This is a genomic window from Pedobacter heparinus DSM 2366 (assembly GCF_000023825.1).
GTDB classification, from domain to species: Bacteria; Bacteroidota; Bacteroidia; order Sphingobacteriales; family Sphingobacteriaceae; genus Pedobacter; species Pedobacter heparinus.
On record NC_013061.1, the window covers coordinates 3,165,692 to 3,183,866 of the forward strand.

The following is an 18,175-nucleotide window of genomic DNA, read 5'->3' on the forward strand; positions in this document are numbered from 1 at the left end:
ATTATAGTACGTTTATGGTATAAGTTTTTCCTTTTTCTGTTTCAAAATCAATCACATAGCTCTTTTTCAGATCCAGTACCTGCAGCTTGGCATTTTCACTTTTATGGTATTCAGGTTTTTCGGGCAATACATTCAGCAGGTTTGGGTTTGGCCCCTTTGCCGGTCTGGCAACCACAGCACTTACCTTTACCGGCACAGTGGTCCTGAGCCTGCAGTTTCCACCGCTTCCTGAATAGATCAGCGCCTTGCTCAGTTTGCCCTCGGCCCAGCTTATGTCTACCCTGAAATTACCACGGGCTTTGATGCCTTTGATACTTCCTTTTTCCCAGTCATCCGGCAAAGCAGGCAATAAACTCAGTTCATCGGTATTGCTTTGCAATAACATTTCAGTCATGCCCGCAGTGGCCCCAAAGTTACCATCAATCTGGAAAGGCGGATGGGCATCAAAAAGGTTCGGATAAGTTCCGCCCCCACTCATCTGCACATTTGTAAGCTGTGCCATGCTGGCACTGGGCCCTTTTTGTGGTTCTGTTGTTTTGGCCGGGTCAATCAACGTTAAACCTGCTTTCAATATCTTTAAAGCATGGTTCCCATCCTGTAACCTGGCCCACCAGTTAATTTTCCAGGCCATAGACCATCCGGTGCTCAGGTCGCCACGGTGCAGCAGCGATTGTTTTGCCGCAGCAGCCAGTTCAGGTGTATGGTATACCGTGATCTGGTTACCCGGATAAAGGGCAAATAAATGCGATAAATGCCTGTGGCTGTCCTTAGGATCATCCACATCATTGAACCATTCCTGTAATTGTCCGTAACGGCCTATATTAAACGGATAGAGCTTTGCTTTGGCTTTTTCCAGCTCAACCCGGAAATCAGCATCCATATCCAATATTTTTGAGGCTGCGATACAATCTGTAAACAGCTCCTTAATGATGCCCATGTCCATGGTTGTGGCTTTACTTACTTCATACTCTTTTCCCTCAATTTTAAATATATTTTCCGGAGAGGTAGATGGATTGGTGACCAGATACTCAGTTTTATCATCTTTAACCAGCCATTTCAGCATAAACTCAGCAGCACCTTTCATCAAAGGATAGCCCTTTTCTTTCAGAAACTGTTTGTCGCCCGTAAACAGGTAATGATCATACAGGTGTGTAGTTAGCCAGGCCCCGCCCATAGGCCAGGCCGACCAGCGTGGCGCGCCTTTAGGGTCCCAGTCGTAGCCCCCTGTAGGAGAACTCTTGGCCCAGATATCGGTATTGTGGTGTACCACCCAGCCCTGTCTGATGTCATAATTAATTTTCGCAGTTTTAGCCCCGTTCACAGCCATACGGCCTATAAAATCAAACAATGGTTGGTGCAGTTCCGACAAATTGGTCTGTTCTGCAAGCCAGTAATTCATCTGGGTATTTGCATTTACGGTATAATTGCTCCCCCAGGGTGGCTGTACATGATCGTTCCAGATCCCCTGTAAATTGGTAGCCTGCGATCCCGGTCTGGAACTGGCGATCATCAGGTAACGGCCAAACTGGTAATACAAAACCTGCAGGCCCTGGTCGTTTCCCATGGCCCCCTGCCTGGATAACCTTACATTGGTTGGCAGCCCCTCCAGTTCTGCATTGCTGCCCAAACTAAATGAAACCCGGTCAAACAAAGCCTTATAATCTGCAACATGCGCAGTTTTAATTGTACTGTATGGCTTAGGATAAACTTTTTTCAGGATACCTGCAGCTTCAGTTGCCGGATTTTTACCCTCCAGCCCGGGCGATTTATTGTAGCCGTTAAAACTGGTGGCCCCACTTAAATAAATGGTTACCGCATTGGCTTTGCTCACCAGGATCTCCGTTCCTTTTGCTGTTGTTGTACCCCCTTCTGCCTTAATCCGCACATCCACCTCAAAGGTCATCCCTTCCTTATCATCATACACAACCTGTGCCGCTTCGGTAGCCCGGTGTGCCACGTGTTTAGGCGCTTTGCCTTTCAACACCAGCAAATCCGCCCCAACAGCCCTTGCTGTATATTTCAGTTTACTGCTTATGCTGGTGCTAAAATTAAGCGCATTTTTTTGATCTGTCGTGATGCGGATCACCACGGCCTTATCCGGATAACTGATCAGGCTTTCCCTTTTATAGGTAATGCCCCCAACGGTATAGGTCACTGTACTTATGGCATTGTCAATGTCCAGTTCACGGTGATAAGCGGTAGGTATAGAATCCTTCAGGTTAAAATCCAGAAAAAGATCGGCCATGGTTAAATAACGTGCCGAGTAAGGCCCCTGCAAATTCTTTTTCCAGAGCGCCGCCGCCCGGGCATAATCTCCTTCAAAAACTGCCTGTCTTACCAGGGGCAGGTTGGCAGGACCTTTGGGGTTATTCCCGGCTTCGGGGCTTCCCGACCATAAGGTATTGTCGTTTAGCTGGAAACGTTCTTTATTTACCCTTCCAAAAACCATGGCCCCGGTTTTGCCATTTCCCAGCGGAAGGGCTTCTTCCCAAACCTTTGCCGGCTGGGTATACCATAATTTTAATGCTGTTCCCTTTTGCTCCTGCGCTATGGCATCCGATGATATGCAAAAGATGGCCAGAACAGGCAATATACTGTATCTTCTCATATCAGTTCAATTTAAAAATATAGGCTTTACCGGCCTCAGTTTTAAGGTCATAATCTGTTGAAGCCTTAACCCCAGCAGGGTTTAGCTTTGCCAGTGGCGAAATTAAAGGACTTTTAACCTCAGGTACTTCATAAAAAGGATTTGGATTTTCTCCTTTTGCAACTGAAAGGCCGGTCGTATCCGCTTTCATATCGGTATTGATCCGTAACCTGCAATTGCCGCCAAGCCTCGAAAGCACTTTTAAATGGGTAATTACCTTGTCCTTCCAGCTGATGTCTACCACATAACCACCCCGGGCCACCAGCCCTTTAACCTCTCCAGAAGGCCATTGATCTGGTAGTGCAGGCAAAATATGTATAGCGCCATCATGCGATTGCAGCAGCATTTCAGCAATCCCCGCTGTACAGCCAAAGTTACCATCTATCTGAAATGGCGGATGGGCATCAAACATATTCGGATAGGTACCACCACCTTTTGTGTTTACACTGTCAACACGCCCCCCAACCAGTTTCAGCTGATCGGTAATCAGTTTATAGGCATGGTTCCCATCCAGAAAACGGGCCCAGAAATTCACTTTCCAGCCCATAGACCAGCCCGTTGCCGGGTCACCTCTATACATCAGGGATGTTCTAGCCGCATCAAAAAGTTCCGGTGTCCTTGTCGGGGAAATCTGGTTACTCGGGTATAAACCATATAAATGGGATACATGACGATGTTTATCGTCTGTACGGTCAGAATCGTGCATCCATTCCTGCAGCTGACTGTATTTACCGATCTGCATGGGTGCCAAACGGCCCAATGCTGTCTTCAGCAGGCCCCGAAATTCTGCATCCATGCCCAGCAGCTCTGCAGCTTTGCCGGTCCTGGTAAACAGATCAAACAACAGCTGGTTGTCCATCGTTGTTCCCGCAGCAATAGAAACACGTTTGCCCGGAACATAGGTATTTTCTGGCGAATTGGAAGGACTTACCACCAGCCATTTATGGGTAGGTTCTTCCTGTAACACATCCAGGTAAAACTCGCTTGCCCCCTTCAGTACCGGGTAATATTCTTTTAAAAACTGTTTATCGCCCGTAAACATATAATGGTCCCATAAATGCTGGCTCAGCCAGTTACCGCCCATCGGCCATAAACCTGCATAAGGCCGGTCAACCGGCCCTGTAATGCGCCATAAATCGGTATTGTGGTGCGTTACCCAGCCTTTTGCCCCATACATCAGCTTAGCAGTTTCCCGCCCGGTAACCGACAGGTCTTTCAGCATCTTAAACAAGGGGTCGTGCAGTTCCGACAAATTGGTAACCTCTGCCGGCCAGTAATTCATCTCGGTATTGATGTTTATCGTGTATTTACTGTCCCATGGGGCCAGCATCTTATCATTCCAGATGCCCTGTAAGGTAGGGGGCTGATTTCCAGGCTGTGAGCTCGAGATCAGCAGGTACCTGCCAAACTGAAAATACAATGCAGTCAGATGCGGGTCATTGCTGCGTGCAAATGCCGCAATCCGCTCGTCGGTTGGTTTATTTACCGCATCGGTTATGCCAATATCAAACTTTACACGGTTAAAGTACTGCTGGTAAAACTTAATGTGTGCGGCCAGTGCCTCAGCATAGTTCTTCTTTACAGCCCGGTCTAAAAACGAGGCCGCTTTTAAACCTGCATCAGCACTCACATCATGGTAGTTTTTAAAATTAGTGGCAATAGAAACATATACTGTCGCCGAATTGGCTGCCTTCACTATCCATGCATTGTTCTGCAGCGATGCTTTTCCACCTTCGGCCACAACTTTTACCTGCGATGCAAACCTGATCTTCCCCTGCTCGCCTTCATGGTCGGCAGTTAAACCCGAGAGCAGCAACCTATCCTTTTCCATTCGCAAACCACCCTTCTGCTCTGTATCCATCAGGGCACGGAAAGTTATTTTACCCGGTTTATCTGCTGTTAAACGCACTATAAGTACCTGATCTGTAAATGACGAGAAGATTTCCCGCTTATAGCGTATACCTCCGGCCTCATAAGTTACCGTAGCTAGCGCTTTTTCTATGTTCAGGTCCCGGTAATAGTTACGGGCTTTTTCTGTACCCTCAAACTCCAGGAAAAGGTTGCCAACCGGCTGATAAATCATGCCACTGTTCTTTTTAGGGAACATCTCCACATCAGCCAGGGCCTGTGCCTCTTCAAACTTCCCTTCAAAGATCAATTTCCTGAGCGCCGGGATTGCCGCACCCGATGCAGCAGTCACATTGCTGTTGGGCCCGCCAGACCATACCGTTTCTTCATTCAGCTGCAACTGTTCTTTAGCCGGATTGCCAAAAACCATGGCACCAAGCCGGCCATTACCTATCGGTAAAGCTTCATTCCAGTTGGCAGCCGGACGGTCGTACCAGAGTTTCAGTGTCCCATCTGTTTTTTTTGCCTGCCCAAAAGCAAGGGAAGCAACTGCCAGCAATACAAATACCAGGTGTTTTTTGATCATCATCATTTAAGTTCTACAAATGCAGAAGGTATGCCATCTGCCTTAACGCTTGCTACACTTTTGCCTTTATTCAGGTTTACGCTGATCACAGCCCGGCCATTGTACAGCTGAACTTTACGTGAGCCATCAGCAGTACCCTGATCGTCAATCAGTTTTCCATCTCCGGTTAAACCAAAAGTTACATAATCACGGGCATCTAAACACAATATATTGTTTTTGTCCAGCAGTTTAACCTGTATCACAGCAATGTTATCCTTTTCAGAAACGTGCTCAGAAACCTTTTCCAGCACCAGCTTTGCCGGCTTATCCCATTTCGCGGTCTGGTATTCCTGTACCAGTTCGTCCGTAATGGTCTTGCCCTCTTTTGTAGTGGCCACTACTTTAATCTCGTTTTTACCTTCCTTGTACTTCACCATCCATTTTAAACCGGCCGCAGGATAGTTCTGACTGTTCCTTTTCTTTTTTCCCATGCTTTTGCCGTTCATAAAAAGCTCGGCCTCGGCACAGTTAGAATATACTTTAACCATTTTCTGCTCTCCGGCATCCCCCCACCTTACCGGCCAGGAATGACCGTAAATATGTGCCATTGGTGCTTTGGTCCAGTACGACTGGAATACATAATAAGCTTCTTTTTTACTGAAGTCGCGCTCAATAACCCCTTTCTGGTTCATATAAGGAACCGGGTTGTCCGGACGCACCGGTGTAGAAAAATCTTTAAATGGCCAGTAAGCCGCCCCCGTTAACCAGGGCATGTTTTCCTGCTCTTTTAAATGCCAGTCAATCAGGTTAACAATATAACTTTCGCTCCAGTCGCCATCCTTTGAAACCCTGGCACTCCCTCCAAACAAAGAAGCATCACCGGCCCGTTCATCTGCCCCCACACCTGTCTGCACTAAACTCAGGGCCTTATCCGGACTTTCCGAATGCCTGCCGGCATGGCTGTCGCCACCCCATTCCACATGCAAAAAGTGGTCTACCCTGTCAAATTCCTTTTTAGAGGCTTCCTTATATTCCGTGTAAATACCACGGTACCAGCCTGCCCAGATAGAGGGCGAGTATACATCTACTATGTCTTTACAAAAATCACACCTTCTGATGGCCGTTTTACGTGAAGGATCCAGTTTATGCGCCAGATCGTTCAGTTCTTTCATAAAGGTCCTGATTTTCTGCTCATCAAACTCATTAAAATCACCCGGCCAGTCGTTCTCGTTCCCCAATCCCCATATCATCACCGCCGCATGGTTATAATGCTGCTCTATCATATTGGTCAGCATCCTGCGCGCCTGGTCTTTATAAGTATCGCCACCAAGTCCGCCACGGCACCAGGGAATCTCTTCCCATACCAAAATACCCAGACTGTCGCATAAATCCAGTACAATCCTCGACTGCTGATAATGGCCCAGACGGATAAAATTCACGCCCATATCCTTCATCATCCGCATCTCTTCGGTGATCATCTCTTCTGTCATGGCCGCCGCTACGCCCGCATGGTCTTCATGCCGGTGTGTCCCCCTTAACAACAGGCGCTTGCCGTTCAGCATAAATGGCCCCTTTTTCACAAACTCAAAATTCCTGAAACCAATCTTTTCCCGCTGTATATCGGTATCCCCTTTAGCGGTAATGCTGGTTTCAACCGTGTATAGTTGCGGCAATTCGGGCGACCATAGTTTCGGGTTTTTCAGGCTGGTTTCCCACAGGGCTTTATCGCCATGAAAAGCCTTGATCTGGTTTTGCCAGCTGGCTACAACCTTTCCCTCCGGATCTTTAACTTCTATTTTTACGGAAACTGTATCCACACCATCAGGATTGAGCAGCCTGCCGGATATGCTCAGCTTTCCCAAAACCCCTTTTGCATCTACGCTTGCAGCTGCAAAGATCTTATCTACAGAAACCTTCGGTACATAAACCAGGTTCAGGTACCGGTATAAACCACCATATACATTAAAGTCAGACAGGTCCGAAGGGATCATCTCCAGGTCACGCGAATTATCGCACCTGATGGACAAGGGCACCTTGCCTTTAAACTGTGTTTGAAAAACGGCTGTTTTTTTAAATTCCTTTACAGCATCCGTAATGTCGGCCGTCCATTCGTCATAGCCCCCAACATGCTCTGCAACCTTTTTATCGTAAATATAAACCTGCGTCTTTTGTCCCGCTCCCTCAAAATGCAGCAATGTCCTGCCATCTGTATAGGGGTTTTTCAGCTCCAGCTGCGTACGGTACCAGCCCGGGCCCTGGTAATAGTTTACATCCGGATCTACCGCATCCAATGCATTAAAGCAATGGGGCAAACTTACCTTCTGCCATAGCGGAACGCTTTCAGGATTACCTTCCTTAACCGGTCTTACCGCTTCCCATATCCCGCCCAGGTCTCCTTTTAAATATTCCCAGTTGTTGATCAATCTTTGCCTGTTCTGCGCAAAAACGTACTGACTGCATATCAGCAGTCCTAAAAAAAATACCAGCTTAACTCTCTTCACTTTCTCTGTTAATGTAAATAAAAATATATTTGGTTTGCGCAGCGTTTTGACAGACGCTAAATTGGTCATTAGCCTCCTATTATTGTTTCACCCTTTTAGCTTATTCATCAACTATTTTGGCATAACAATCCCGGGCCAACTGCTGTCAGCTGCTAAAAAAGACAATTATTTGATTAGGCGCAGGCGCTAACGAACTCTTTCTGGTAGCATAGCGGGCTCTTGCCGGTGATCTTTTTAAAGCACTTATGGAAACTGGCAAAATTGTTAAAACCACTGTTGTAACACACCTGTTTCAGGTTTAGGCTATGCTCTATCAGCAACTTACAGGCCTGCCCTACTTTAACCTCTATTAAGAACTGCGAATAGGTTTTACGTGTCCGTGATTTAAAATAACGGCAAAAAGAATTGGGACTGATCCTGGCAACTTCAGCAATCTCTTCCAGGTAGATCTTATTTTTGAAATTGGCGTAAGTATAGTCGTAAATGTCGTTGATCCTGTCTTTCTCAATCATTTCCAGGTCGTAATGAAAACCTACAGAAGAAAGCACTTCAAGCTGGCTCGATCTGGCAATTTCTACCAGCGCCTGCATCAAAATAATGATCCTTTCTGTGCCCTCGGCTTTCAACATCCGGGTAATTAATTCTGCCACAACAGCCTTGTTTTTACCCGTTACCTTTACGCCTCTTTTGGCTTTTTCTAAAATATCTTTGAGCAGCTTATTTTCAGGAAGGTTTAAAAAGCATTCGCCAAACAGGTTCTCACTAAAATGGGCTACCCTTATATCGGCTGCTGCCGGTTTGGTATCGGTTGTAAAATAGGCATCATCAAACCTCCAGTAATGTGGCAGGTTGGCCCCCAGTAAAACAATGTCACCAGATTTAAAACGTTTAATGCTGTCGCCGATAAATTGTGTACCGTCGCCTTTATTAAAATAGATCAATTCAATTTCCTGGTGATAGTGCCATTTATTATTAACAGAAGGCTCCAGATCTTGCCTTACACTAAAGGATTGTGCAGGCTCCATAGATACTTTAAGTAGTTGTGCTTTCATAATCAATATTTGGTTTAGTTAAATTGGTTTTTTAGCTGACCAAATACAATGAGACAGATTTTGCCCGGAACTCCTTTAGCTTACAGGTTAAAGACATGCGGCATGCCCGTTAACATTATATTTGGTAAGGCTAATTTATACCGGAATTAAATGTAACAGGGGTTAAAATCTTAAAGGAATAGGGGGAAAATCTTAAATAAAACGCTTAAACAGGCCCATATTTAAATTTTTAATCTGATGCCCCTTTTTTCCATCTGCCTTACCAGCAGGATGATCAGGAATGAGATGATAAAGGAACGCAAAACTCCGATGAGCCCGGTATTGATCAGGTCCGGATACCAGAAACCAGCGAGCTCAAAAAAGGCATATAAAAAATAAGGGATCAGATAGCAGGTCAGCGTACTTGTACCGGCAGCGTCTATGCTGCTGAACCATCCCTTTTTACCTTTCAGTTCAACCACAAAGATCATCAGCGCAAAGGCCAGTAAACTGATGCCGGCACATATGGCCACCCAGGCAGGTGTAGCATTGATTTTAGAGATCCCCTCTGTAAAAGGTCTTACCAACAGGCCTAAAATAATCAGTAAAACCCCCGCAGCTGAAAATACAGCGAGCAAACGACCACTCAGTGCATTTCTCCAGTTCACATACAGCAGCGAAGCCAGCACACCAAACATAATGAGTGTCTCGTTGGAAGCATCGCCAATAATCCATATTTCAAAAGGCATTAAACCGGCATGTGAAAGCAGGTTAATGCCAAAAAACAAGACCAGTGCAGTACCCAGCCAAAATGCCTTTCCTTTGCTTAGCAAATAAACAAAGGCGCAAACCAGGTAGGCCCAGCCAATAATGCCCAATATGCCCCACCAGGAAGGCCGCATCCAGTGCAGGTTGCCGGGCTTCCCTCCTTTATACAAACAGGCCAGCAGTGCCAGCAATACAATTCCCAGCGTCACCAGCAGGTTCTTTTTACGAAGGGACCATTGCTTGGGATAATCCATCCAGATCAGGAAAAAACTGAAGGTGGTCAGGATTGTCCAGACCGGACGGGGCAGCAATGCCGCCTCGCTGTATGCACCAGAATTGACGTGAAAAAAGCCCATTACAATAAGTGCGGCCGATCTTAAAACAATATAAAGGGAAATGGACAAAAAAGACTTCCCCTTGTTCATCCTGCTTTGCAGCGCAAATGGAAGTGAAAGCCCTACAATAAATAAAAATGCCGGAAATATCGTATCTGCAAAACCCATCCCATCTACATCTGCTTCCACATGATCTACCCAATGCGGCAGGTATTTCACACTCCCCACATCGTTTACAAAAATCATCAGGAACATGGTCAGTGCCCTTAACACATCAACCGCCTGGAATCTGATGCCGGGTTTAAGCTCCATAGGCTATTTTTATTTTACAGGTTCCAATATAACTGATTTTAACTTAAATAACTCAATTCCATTTTGCAAAGGCCGGATGCTGATCTGGTAATCAGCAGCTTTACTGAAAGTAGTGGTGGCTATCACATGTTTAATAAATGGCAAAGGTGCTTTTTTATCAAAATCTGAGGTCCTCAATGTACGGAACAGAAACTCCTGGCCATTTACCGTCATGCTACCCTCCTGTTTGGCACTTTCGGGTGCACAGGAATATTCCAGCGCAATTTTATAAACCCCGGGTTCGGTAACACGAATGGCAAAATCAGCTTCGTCATTGTTGCTTTTGATATCTGTTACGCAAACGGTATGCTTCCAGTCGCCATAATAATGGCTATAGGTTAAACTCTGGATCTTCGCATTCCCCTTTAGTCTGGCATAAGTGGCCCCCACTATATTTTCGGGGTACTGACCGGAAACCGTAATGGGCACCTTCAGGTCATAATCGTCAATTTTACCCGAATATTCTACCACAACCACCGTATTTGCAGCATCTGCCTCAAAAACAGGCAAATCGATCCATATATCTTTACCTGTATTTTTCCAACTCAGTTGTTGCTGGCTAACGAGGTTATAGACTTTTGCAACTTTACCTTTAAAATCAGGTATCAACAGTTTCCCATCCAAAGGCCTGCGCATGACATGTAAGTACTGCTTACCCGGTTTAGAGGTACTTACCCCCCAGGGCTGTGCCGGGATCAGGCCATAGGTACTGCCGTAAATACTTTCTCCGTTTTTATCCAGCCATTTACCCGTTTCCTTTAAAAACTTTACCGAATATTCGGGAATATTGCCTTCCCCGTCGGGCCCTACGTTCAGCATCAGGTTACCACCTTTTGAAGCTACATTGGCCAGCAGCCTGATAATTTCTGCAGGGGTTTTAAAATTCATATCATGTTTAATATAGCCCCATGAATCGTTGTGCGTATAAATAGATTCCCAGGCCCCTTTTATCGGCGTGTCTGGCACTTCCGAATCGCCAAAATCCCTGTAATCGCCCAGACCATGGCCAACGCGACTGCTAAACAGGCTTTTTGGCTGCAATACCCTTAAGTCATTTACAAAGTTCAGGGTCTGTTCTTTGGTCATGCCCCCGGGAGTATCAAACCATACAATTCCCAAAGGACCATAATTGCCAAGCAGCTCTTTTAACTGGGGTATGGCTTTTTCCCTGTAATATTTCTGGTAATCTTTTTTCGTCTCGTCAAAATCCCAGCTGTTTTTTCCACCATTTGGCTCATACCAATCCTGGAACTGTGAATAGTAAAACCCAAACTGAATGCCCCTTTTCCTGGTAGCTTCGGCTAAGGCTTTCATCGGGTCTTTTTTATAAGGTGTAGCATCCACAATGTCAAAATCGCTCACCTTAGTATCAAACATAGAAAAGCCTTCATGGTGTTTGGCAGTAATTACCATGTATTTGATCCCTGCATCTTTAGCCAGCTGCGCCCATTCATCCGCATTAAACTTAATGGGATTAAAAGTTTTGGCTACTTCTTTGTACTCAGCAACCGGTATTCTGGCCTGGCTCATGATCCACTCCCCACTGCCATAATAGCGTTTGCCTTTCCACTCACCGGCAAGTTTTGCATACAGCCCCCAGTGGATAAACATGCCAAACTTTGCTTCCTTAAACCATTTTAAATTGGGGTTTGCTTTACCGGATACACTGCTGTCCCACATTTCATCCATGGTTTGCGCATGAATGGAAAGGGTGCAGGCAAAAAAAAGTACAATTGTAAGAAAATAATTAGTCGTTCGCATGGTTGAAGATAAGGGCTTTATCTTTTGATAAATTCTGCGGTTTTAGCTATTTACTCAAGCATATTAGCCTAGTTTTAATTTCGTAATATCCATCCATTCCGAAGCGCGGCCATAATAAGGTGTATTCTGGCTTGCCGGTTTTACAAAGCTGCCCGGACTGACAAGGGCACCACATACAGCTGCCGGATTAAAGGTTTTACTATTGATTACCGTTTTAACCTGGTTATGCAACGAAAAATATTGCAGTCCTATGCCCGCTACACATAAACATCCATCAGGAATTTCAAATGTAAATTCCTGTGCAGGTAAAATTTGCTGATCTTTGCTGATCTCTATACTTTGATGCATTGCAGACTTATGCAAGCCCGGAGCCAGTGCAATTACTGCAACAGCAATGTTAAGCTCGCATACATTTGCCCGCAGGGGGAATTTTAGCTGTTTCCCGACCTCAATTTCAGGAAGCTGGATTTTAAGTATATTTCCTTCCAGCATAGTTTGGGCAGATACCCACAAACTGTTGATCAATGGTGATTTGAGATTGAACTCAGTACCGGTCAATCGCTCAAAGCTATCCGTTTCAAAAGTGAACTTTTCAGTTTCTTTATCGTAACAGTGCCTCAACACTTCGTTTACCGGGGTATTAAAACGCGTAATCATGTCACCATCATAATTGTCCCGGATCAGAAAATGTAAATCTTTGCGAATCACGCAGGCCAGGCTGATGCCCTGGCCAAACACGCCAGCCGCCCGCCGTGTTCCTTTTGTTTGTTTGTACTTACCAGGTTTAGACTGTAAAATCGTCTTCCCGTTTTTACCTCTTCTGCTCACCGTCTCGCCAACCAGGCCAGTCAGGTGTTTTCCATTAAATTTCCCCATTCGTTTTTTTACTTTAAGTTAATATTTGGTTAAAGTACTTCATGCAGGCTTTGGCCAAGTTTGGTATGAATGCGTATAGATTGCGTAATGACAGCGTCATGAGTCCGGCTTTTTTCAGGAAAAAGTCGGACTCACCTCGGACTCATGTCGGACTCATTCCGGACTCACTCCAAATTCAACCCCAGTTCTGTTTAAGTACTAACAATGCCCGGTAAGTATTTCTTTTAAAGAAACAACTACACCAAAACTGTCATTATCAGCAATTTAAACAATTATAAAGCCAGAAATAAAAATGGTAATTTTGTCAGTATATTTCGTTCCTCTGCTAAAATTGAGCAGCATTGCTCATATTTCCATAATATACATTTGGCTCATTAACAATAAATGAATCATCCAACTCGGCAAAATAAGTTAAAAACTGTACCGGCGTTAATATTGGAATGTTCTCATAAGGATTCAAAATTAATAAATCCTTATCACCGGAGACGATACAGGCAACATCCGCAGCAACAGCAAGACCAAGAAATTTATCATCATCTGGATCCTTACAAATCGTAACTTGTTTTTTTACGTCAACAAACTCTGTTCTGTTTTTTAACATTAGGATATAAAACTCCCGTTTTTCTATTGTTAAGTAGCTATTAAACTTTGGACGAATAAAACGGGTTGAGAATTCATACCACGTTTCAACAGAACTTACAATAGTACCATTTTTTAATGCCAGGTCAAATGCTTTAAAACTCACAGATCCAGGAATCAGATGTGCACTAATCAATGCATTTGTATCAAATACAAAATACCTAGCCTCTAACATCTTCTTTGAGTAATTCATCTAATATATCCTGGGTTAGGCCATTTTTAACTGCCTCATTCTGGCATTCTTTTATAGATTCAAGATATTTAGGAAGAGTCGCAAGATTTTTTTTATAGCGTTCCCATGCCTCCTTTTCATCCGGACGGGCATAGCCAATCGGATACTTCAGCTCCCTGGAAACGATTTTGGTTACCTTATCCCGTAAACCCTGGCCACATATTTTCCAGTTTTCGGCAATTACATTATCCACTTCAAGTACAATGCGTTTCATAACATTCAGTTTTAAATAATAAGTTAAATCAAACTTAATAATAAAACTTTAGATAACAAAATTATTTTATAGATTAATTTATAAATCTATATAGTAAAATATTGTAAGATAAATCATTATTTTGATGATTTAATCAGAAACCTGGTTCAATCATGGCTTATCCTTATCCGGCTTTCTGCAACTCCAGTTTCTCCCCTGCTTTGGTACCAAAAGCAAAAGTTTTACCGGTAAGTATTTCTGCCTTCCGGCCGTTACGGAACAATTGAACGGCCTTGCCTGGCCATGGGTTGCGGATGGTACAAGTACGACCGGCTTCACTCCGCATTTTCACGAACAGTATTTCTCCTTTTTCCTGCTTACTGCTCACTAAAAACGCACCATAAGCACGCAACTGGTCGAAACTGGCATCTTTATTCTTGTTCCAGTTCGGAAAAATGCGGATCACCTGCTCATAGCTTTGCAGCAGCATTTCATTTATAGTAAGGGGCACTGCGGCCAGGGTTTCTGTACCACCGCCTTCAGCAGTGATCCAGAGATTGGGTAGCGACTGCACAGTAATCCGATCCTTTAACTGCTTTAATATTTCATCCGCATCATAACCCACCCTTACTGCGGCTGGAAAACAGGTTTCTATGCCATTGCCCAGGGTATTGGCCCATTCGCCCGGAGCTTTCATCCTTTCTTTCCAGCGGCTTACATCATTTAATAAAACCTGGTTAAAGGCCGAATCGGTTTCAGGGCCGCAAACCCCTCCGGGAAGGATGAGGCCATGGATAGAAACCCTGGCCAGGCCATTGATGCCACTGTGCCAAGGCGAAGGGCTTTTTTCTACACTCTTTAAACTCAGTTTCCCGTTTACTTCAGCCACTGTAAAATCACTAAGGTGCTTTACAATGTGCTGCCATTTTTCTAACCTGCCGGCATCAGCATTTAAAAAAGTACTGAGGTCGACAACCCCTTTAAACAGCATTTTTACAAGGCCAAGGGACAATGTCGAGTTAAAATCGCCCAGCATATTGCGCCAAACCCCTTTGTTGCGCAGGTTGGGCATCACCTCGCCATAATGGTCATTATAGATCACATAACGGCCATTCTCAAATTTCAGGTAATCTTCCCAGAAATTGGCACATTCCAATACATATGGATAAATTTTGAGGGCATAGGCCCTATCGTAGGTACTGTAAAAGCGCATCAGCATATTGCCCACACTAAACACAGCATTGATTTTTTGTCCAAGGAATTTATAGCCGCCATCGATGGTATTTTCGCGGGTGGCATAGCGTTTTTCCATTTCATCGGGCGTAAGTGGCCACCGGGTGGTAACCAGGCCTTTTGGGCCTATCCCTACGGGATAATAAATGCCTTTCATGCCCAGCAAGGCTTTGGCATGTGCTTTTCCTTTTTCCATATAATCCAGCAGGGGCTGGTCAAAATTATCGGTCTGGTCTATATAATTGGAAGAATAGGCGGCCCAGTAGGGCGCCTGGTAATTGTAGTTTAAATGATAATCGCCACCCCAGGCCGAAGAATCGCGGGTAACAAAGGGCCCCCAGATGCCCGGGGCAAATTTATTGCCGCGGGATGTTGCCCCAAAGAGGTATTGGGAGGCGTAATAATATTTTTCTATAAATGGATCGCCAATGCGGACATTTGAGCGCCCCCAGAAATCTTTCCACCAGGCTTCGTGTTGTTCTCTGAGCTGTACCAGTGTATTTTGGGTAGTTGCCAGGGCTGTTGTAATGGCCTTTTGTTTCCAGTCAGGATTATCCTGGTTGGTGTATATCGTAACCACCAATGTTACCTTTTGATTGGGTTTTAAGGTTATGCTCCCATCATTTTGCTGTTCGGCACCCAATACTTTTAAGGCCATAGCCACATGGCATGGCCATTCCAGCAAGGGCGTATTCTGGAAAGAGCGGGTTACCCAGTGTATCCCCTGCGTTGTACCAGAGGTATTTACCGAGGTATTGCCTTTTGTGGCCTTTAATAATGCTTTTAGCGTACAGGCCTTAGTGGCCGTAAAGCTGGCCACAACGGTATTGGCAGTAGCCGATACCCAGGCGTCCATAATAACCTTGAGGTCGTTTTTGGTAAATTCCCCTTTAATGAAAGCTTTGTCCTGCACCTGCTCTGCATAATAATCAGCACCCTTAAGGGCGCTGATGTTCAGTTCCAACCATCCCGGCAGGGCAATGCCCCCGCCAGGATAAACCGGATAGGCACGCCAGAAATCGTTTTTGCCCAGGTAAAAGCATAAATTATCCGGGTTACCCCCCAGGGTTAAACCAATATCTCCGTTTCCTGCCAGTGGCCCATCGGGTATTTTGGCAGTGGGTACCTTTTGGGGCGCTGCAGTAAAAACAGCTTTATATCGCCCGGCGTAAATTTCCTGGGCATTGCCCGGCCTGCTTCCACATAGCAGCAGGATTACCGTTAACTGGAGCAGAGATCTGGTGGTCATACGCGCGTTTATTTAGGTCATTTTTATTTTAAGATTTGAGCGGAGCGGCTAAGGTTGTTTGGTAAACCTGGCTATAAAGCCACCACCCCCTTCCAGGTTAAGGAGTATCCTGTCCTTTTTACTGTTTACCCCCGTTGTTACTTTTAAACTTGCAGGTTCATTTTTCACATCACGTACTTCCATGCTTTCGAATGTCCCTTCGCCCAAAAACGACAGGGATATGTCCAGTGTCAGTGTTTTTGTACCATTGATGACAGCCAGAAACCAGGTATTGCCTTTTCTGCGTGCGTATGCTGCTGCTTCGCCTATGGCCGAACCGGGCAATACGATCGTTTCATCCCATACCGATGGGATGCTTTTGATCATGGCTACCGCAGGGTTGCTGAGCAGGTGTTGCGGACTGGCGGCATAGGTAAGCAATGGCGCACTAAAGATAGCTGCTGTAGCAATCTGGTGTGTCCAGCTGGTATTTTTCCGGCGTTCACCGAAATGCACCGGTGTATATTCGGCATGGCCTGCAACAAAACGGGTAAAAGGCAAGGTTACATTGTGTCCTGCCCTATCGGCCAGCTTACTGGCTTCCATACCTTTAACCGCTTCGCGGGTCAGTTCATTTGGCCAGCTGCGCTCTTGTCCGGTTGGTTTATTGGCACCATGAAAGTCGACCAATAATTGCAGTTCTGCGGTTTCTTTCAGGATGTCCTGATACAGGTCTACCACATCTTTGGCTTCATGATCAAAGAAATCGAGCTTTAAACCACCAATTCCCAGATCGTGGCAGCGTTTAAAAAAGGCATGTCTTGCGCGTTCGTCCCAAAGGTTTTTGGAATGTTCCCAAAGCCAGATCTCTACCCCTTTTTTACGGGAGTAACTGACCAGGTCTTTGAGCTCGTCATCGCTCCATTTGCGCCAGAAACCTTCCAGGATATTGTGCTTAAAACCCAGTTCGGCTGCCATTCTGGAAAACTCTTTCATATTGGCTACGGTACTTTCGCCCCCATCGTCCAGGTATTTCCATACGGCAGGACCCGGTTTTATCCATTCGGTTTTAATGCCCTGAGGAAACAGGTTTTTATCGGGCGGGGGACAAAGGTTATGCACCATATCATTGTTTACCAGGGCATTCAGATCCCTGGCAATCATTACCACCCGCCATGGGGTACTGATGGTTCCGCTTATGGCTGCAGGTTTGGACAGCCTTAAAGTATCTTCGGGGCTGTAGCGCAATTTATAGGGATAAGATGTTGGCTGGTGTTGCGGCAGCCTGAGCAGCATTCCTCTTTTCCCGTCTGTTTGCAGGGCCATGCCCCCATAGTTTTTAAGGTCGGCCTCGGTAATGGCCAGGTATGTTTTGCTGCCGGGCAATTGAAATGTTACGGATGGTGCTGCCCATTCGCCAACTTTAACCGTATCCAGGCCTTTCTTTTCATATACTCCTTCATAATGCATGTTAAGATCATGGTACCAGGCTGTTGTACCTGCAGGTAAGGTAAATACCGTAGCTTCATCGGCAATCCGTTTAACATTTTCCTTTCCGGGTACAATGAAGCGGAAGGCTGCACCATCGTTAAAAACACGGACATCTAAAATGTAGTTTAAACTGCCTTTTGTGAGAGCTATTTTTGCTCCATTGTAATGGTTCCGGACAGTTGAATGTGCCCCATACCAGGGATAGGTTTCGTCCTGACGGTAAGTTTCGCCTTTGCCTAGGGTAACATCATCGGTAATCACTGTACCATCAACCGACATGCTGAGGGCTGAAGAGGAGATTACCTTATCTTTATTGCTGCTGATAGAGTAGTTCAGTTTATTGTTTTGTACAGAAAGCGCAAATGTTATTTTCTGATCGGGGCTTTGGACACTTGTACCCGCAGTTTGCGAAAAGGCTTTCGCCGCTACCAATAGCAGCAGCGAAAGCAACAGGTTAATTTTAGCCATTCTTTTTA

Annotated in this window: 11 protein-coding genes; all 11 read right to left on the reverse strand. The window is 45.3% G+C overall.

Translation table 11 applies throughout. The annotated features are described in order from the left end of the window. Position 1: 1 nt before the first annotated feature. On the reverse strand, positions 2-2,608 hold the full coding sequence (locus PHEP_RS13360; protein WP_015808510.1) for a glycoside hydrolase family 95 protein: 2,607 nt from the start codon (positions 2,606-2,608) through the stop codon (positions 2-4). Between the two features lies 1 nt (position 2,609). Further along, a complete protein-coding gene (locus PHEP_RS13365; protein ID WP_015808511.1) occupies positions 2,610-5,087 on the reverse strand; it encodes a glycoside hydrolase family 95 protein in 2,478 nt (825 codons plus the stop codon). Continuing rightward, the gene (locus PHEP_RS13370; protein WP_015808512.1) at positions 5,084-7,630 is read right to left on the reverse strand and encodes a glycoside hydrolase family 2 TIM barrel-domain containing protein; all 2,547 of its coding nucleotides are present in this window, start codon (positions 7,628-7,630) and stop codon (positions 5,084-5,086) included. Before PHEP_RS13370 ends, PHEP_RS13365 begins: the two co-directional genes overlap by 4 nt. A 104-nt stretch (positions 7,631-7,734) precedes the next feature. Next, positions 7,735-8,613, reverse strand: coding sequence for an AraC family transcriptional regulator (locus PHEP_RS13375; RefSeq protein ID WP_015808513.1), 879 nt, complete (start codon positions 8,611-8,613; stop codon positions 7,735-7,737). 221 nt (positions 8,614-8,834) lie between these two features. Next, a complete protein-coding gene (locus PHEP_RS13380) occupies positions 8,835-10,007 on the reverse strand; it encodes a DUF5009 domain-containing protein (RefSeq protein WP_015808514.1) in 1,173 nt (390 codons plus the stop codon). A 9-nt stretch (positions 10,008-10,016) separates the two neighbouring features. Beyond that, positions 10,017-11,807, reverse strand: coding sequence for an alpha-L-fucosidase (locus tag PHEP_RS13385; RefSeq protein WP_015808515.1), 1,791 nt, complete (start codon positions 11,805-11,807; stop codon positions 10,017-10,019). A gap of 63 nt (positions 11,808-11,870) precedes the next feature. Beyond that, complete coding sequence (locus PHEP_RS13390) at positions 11,871-12,683, reverse strand: hypothetical protein (protein WP_015808516.1); 813 nt, start codon at positions 12,681-12,683, stop codon at positions 11,871-11,873. A gap of 325 nt (positions 12,684-13,008) precedes the next feature. Further along, complete coding sequence (locus PHEP_RS13395; protein ID WP_015808517.1) at positions 13,009-13,497, reverse strand: putative toxin-antitoxin system toxin component, PIN family; 489 nt, start codon at positions 13,495-13,497, stop codon at positions 13,009-13,011. Then, positions 13,484-13,768, reverse strand: a complete 285-nt coding sequence (locus PHEP_RS13400) for a hypothetical protein (protein ID WP_015808518.1) — start codon at positions 13,766-13,768, stop codon at positions 13,484-13,486. Before PHEP_RS13400 ends, PHEP_RS13395 begins: the two co-directional genes overlap by 14 nt. Before the next feature lie 163 nt (positions 13,769-13,931). Beyond that, complete coding sequence (locus PHEP_RS13405; protein WP_015808519.1) at positions 13,932-16,229, reverse strand: glycosyl hydrolase family 95 catalytic domain-containing protein; 2,298 nt, start codon at positions 16,227-16,229, stop codon at positions 13,932-13,934. Positions 16,230-16,277: 48 nt separating this feature from the next. Beyond that, positions 16,278-18,167 carry a glycoside hydrolase family 97 protein gene (locus PHEP_RS13410; RefSeq protein WP_015808520.1) on the reverse strand — a complete coding sequence of 630 codons (1,890 nt, stop codon included), beginning with the start codon at positions 18,165-18,167 and terminating at the stop codon, positions 16,278-16,280. Between the last annotated feature and the right edge of the window lie 8 nt (positions 18,168-18,175).

Coding starts and splice junctions, on each gene's coding strand:
- PHEP_RS13390 (WP_015808516.1), bottom strand. CDS start 12,683: ATGGGGAAATTTAATGGAAAACACCTGACTGGCCTGGTTGGCGAGACG.
- PHEP_RS13375 (WP_015808513.1), bottom strand. CDS start 8,613: ATGAAAGCACAACTACTTAAAGTATCTATGGAGCCTGCACAATCCTTT.
- PHEP_RS13395 (WP_015808517.1), bottom strand. CDS start 13,497: ATGTTAGAGGCTAGGTATTTTGTATTTGATACAAATGCATTGATTAGT.
- PHEP_RS13400 (WP_015808518.1), bottom strand. CDS start 13,768: ATGAAACGCATTGTACTTGAAGTGGATAATGTAATTGCCGAAAACTGG.
- PHEP_RS13410 (WP_015808520.1), bottom strand. CDS start 18,167: ATGGCTAAAATTAACCTGTTGCTTTCGCTGCTGCTATTGGTAGCGGCG.
- PHEP_RS13405 (WP_015808519.1), bottom strand. CDS start 16,229: ATGACCACCAGATCTCTGCTCCAGTTAACGGTAATCCTGCTGCTATGT.
- PHEP_RS13380 (WP_015808514.1), bottom strand. CDS start 10,007: ATGGAGCTTAAACCCGGCATCAGATTCCAGGCGGTTGATGTGTTAAGG.
- PHEP_RS13365 (WP_015808511.1), bottom strand. CDS start 5,087: ATGATGATGATCAAAAAACACCTGGTATTTGTATTGCTGGCAGTTGCT.
- PHEP_RS13370 (WP_015808512.1), bottom strand. CDS start 7,630: ATGACCAATTTAGCGTCTGTCAAAACGCTGCGCAAACCAAATATATTT.
- PHEP_RS13385 (WP_015808515.1), bottom strand. CDS start 11,807: ATGCGAACGACTAATTATTTTCTTACAATTGTACTTTTTTTTGCCTGC.
- PHEP_RS13360 (WP_015808510.1), bottom strand. CDS start 2,608: ATGAGAAGATACAGTATATTGCCTGTTCTGGCCATCTTTTGCATATCA.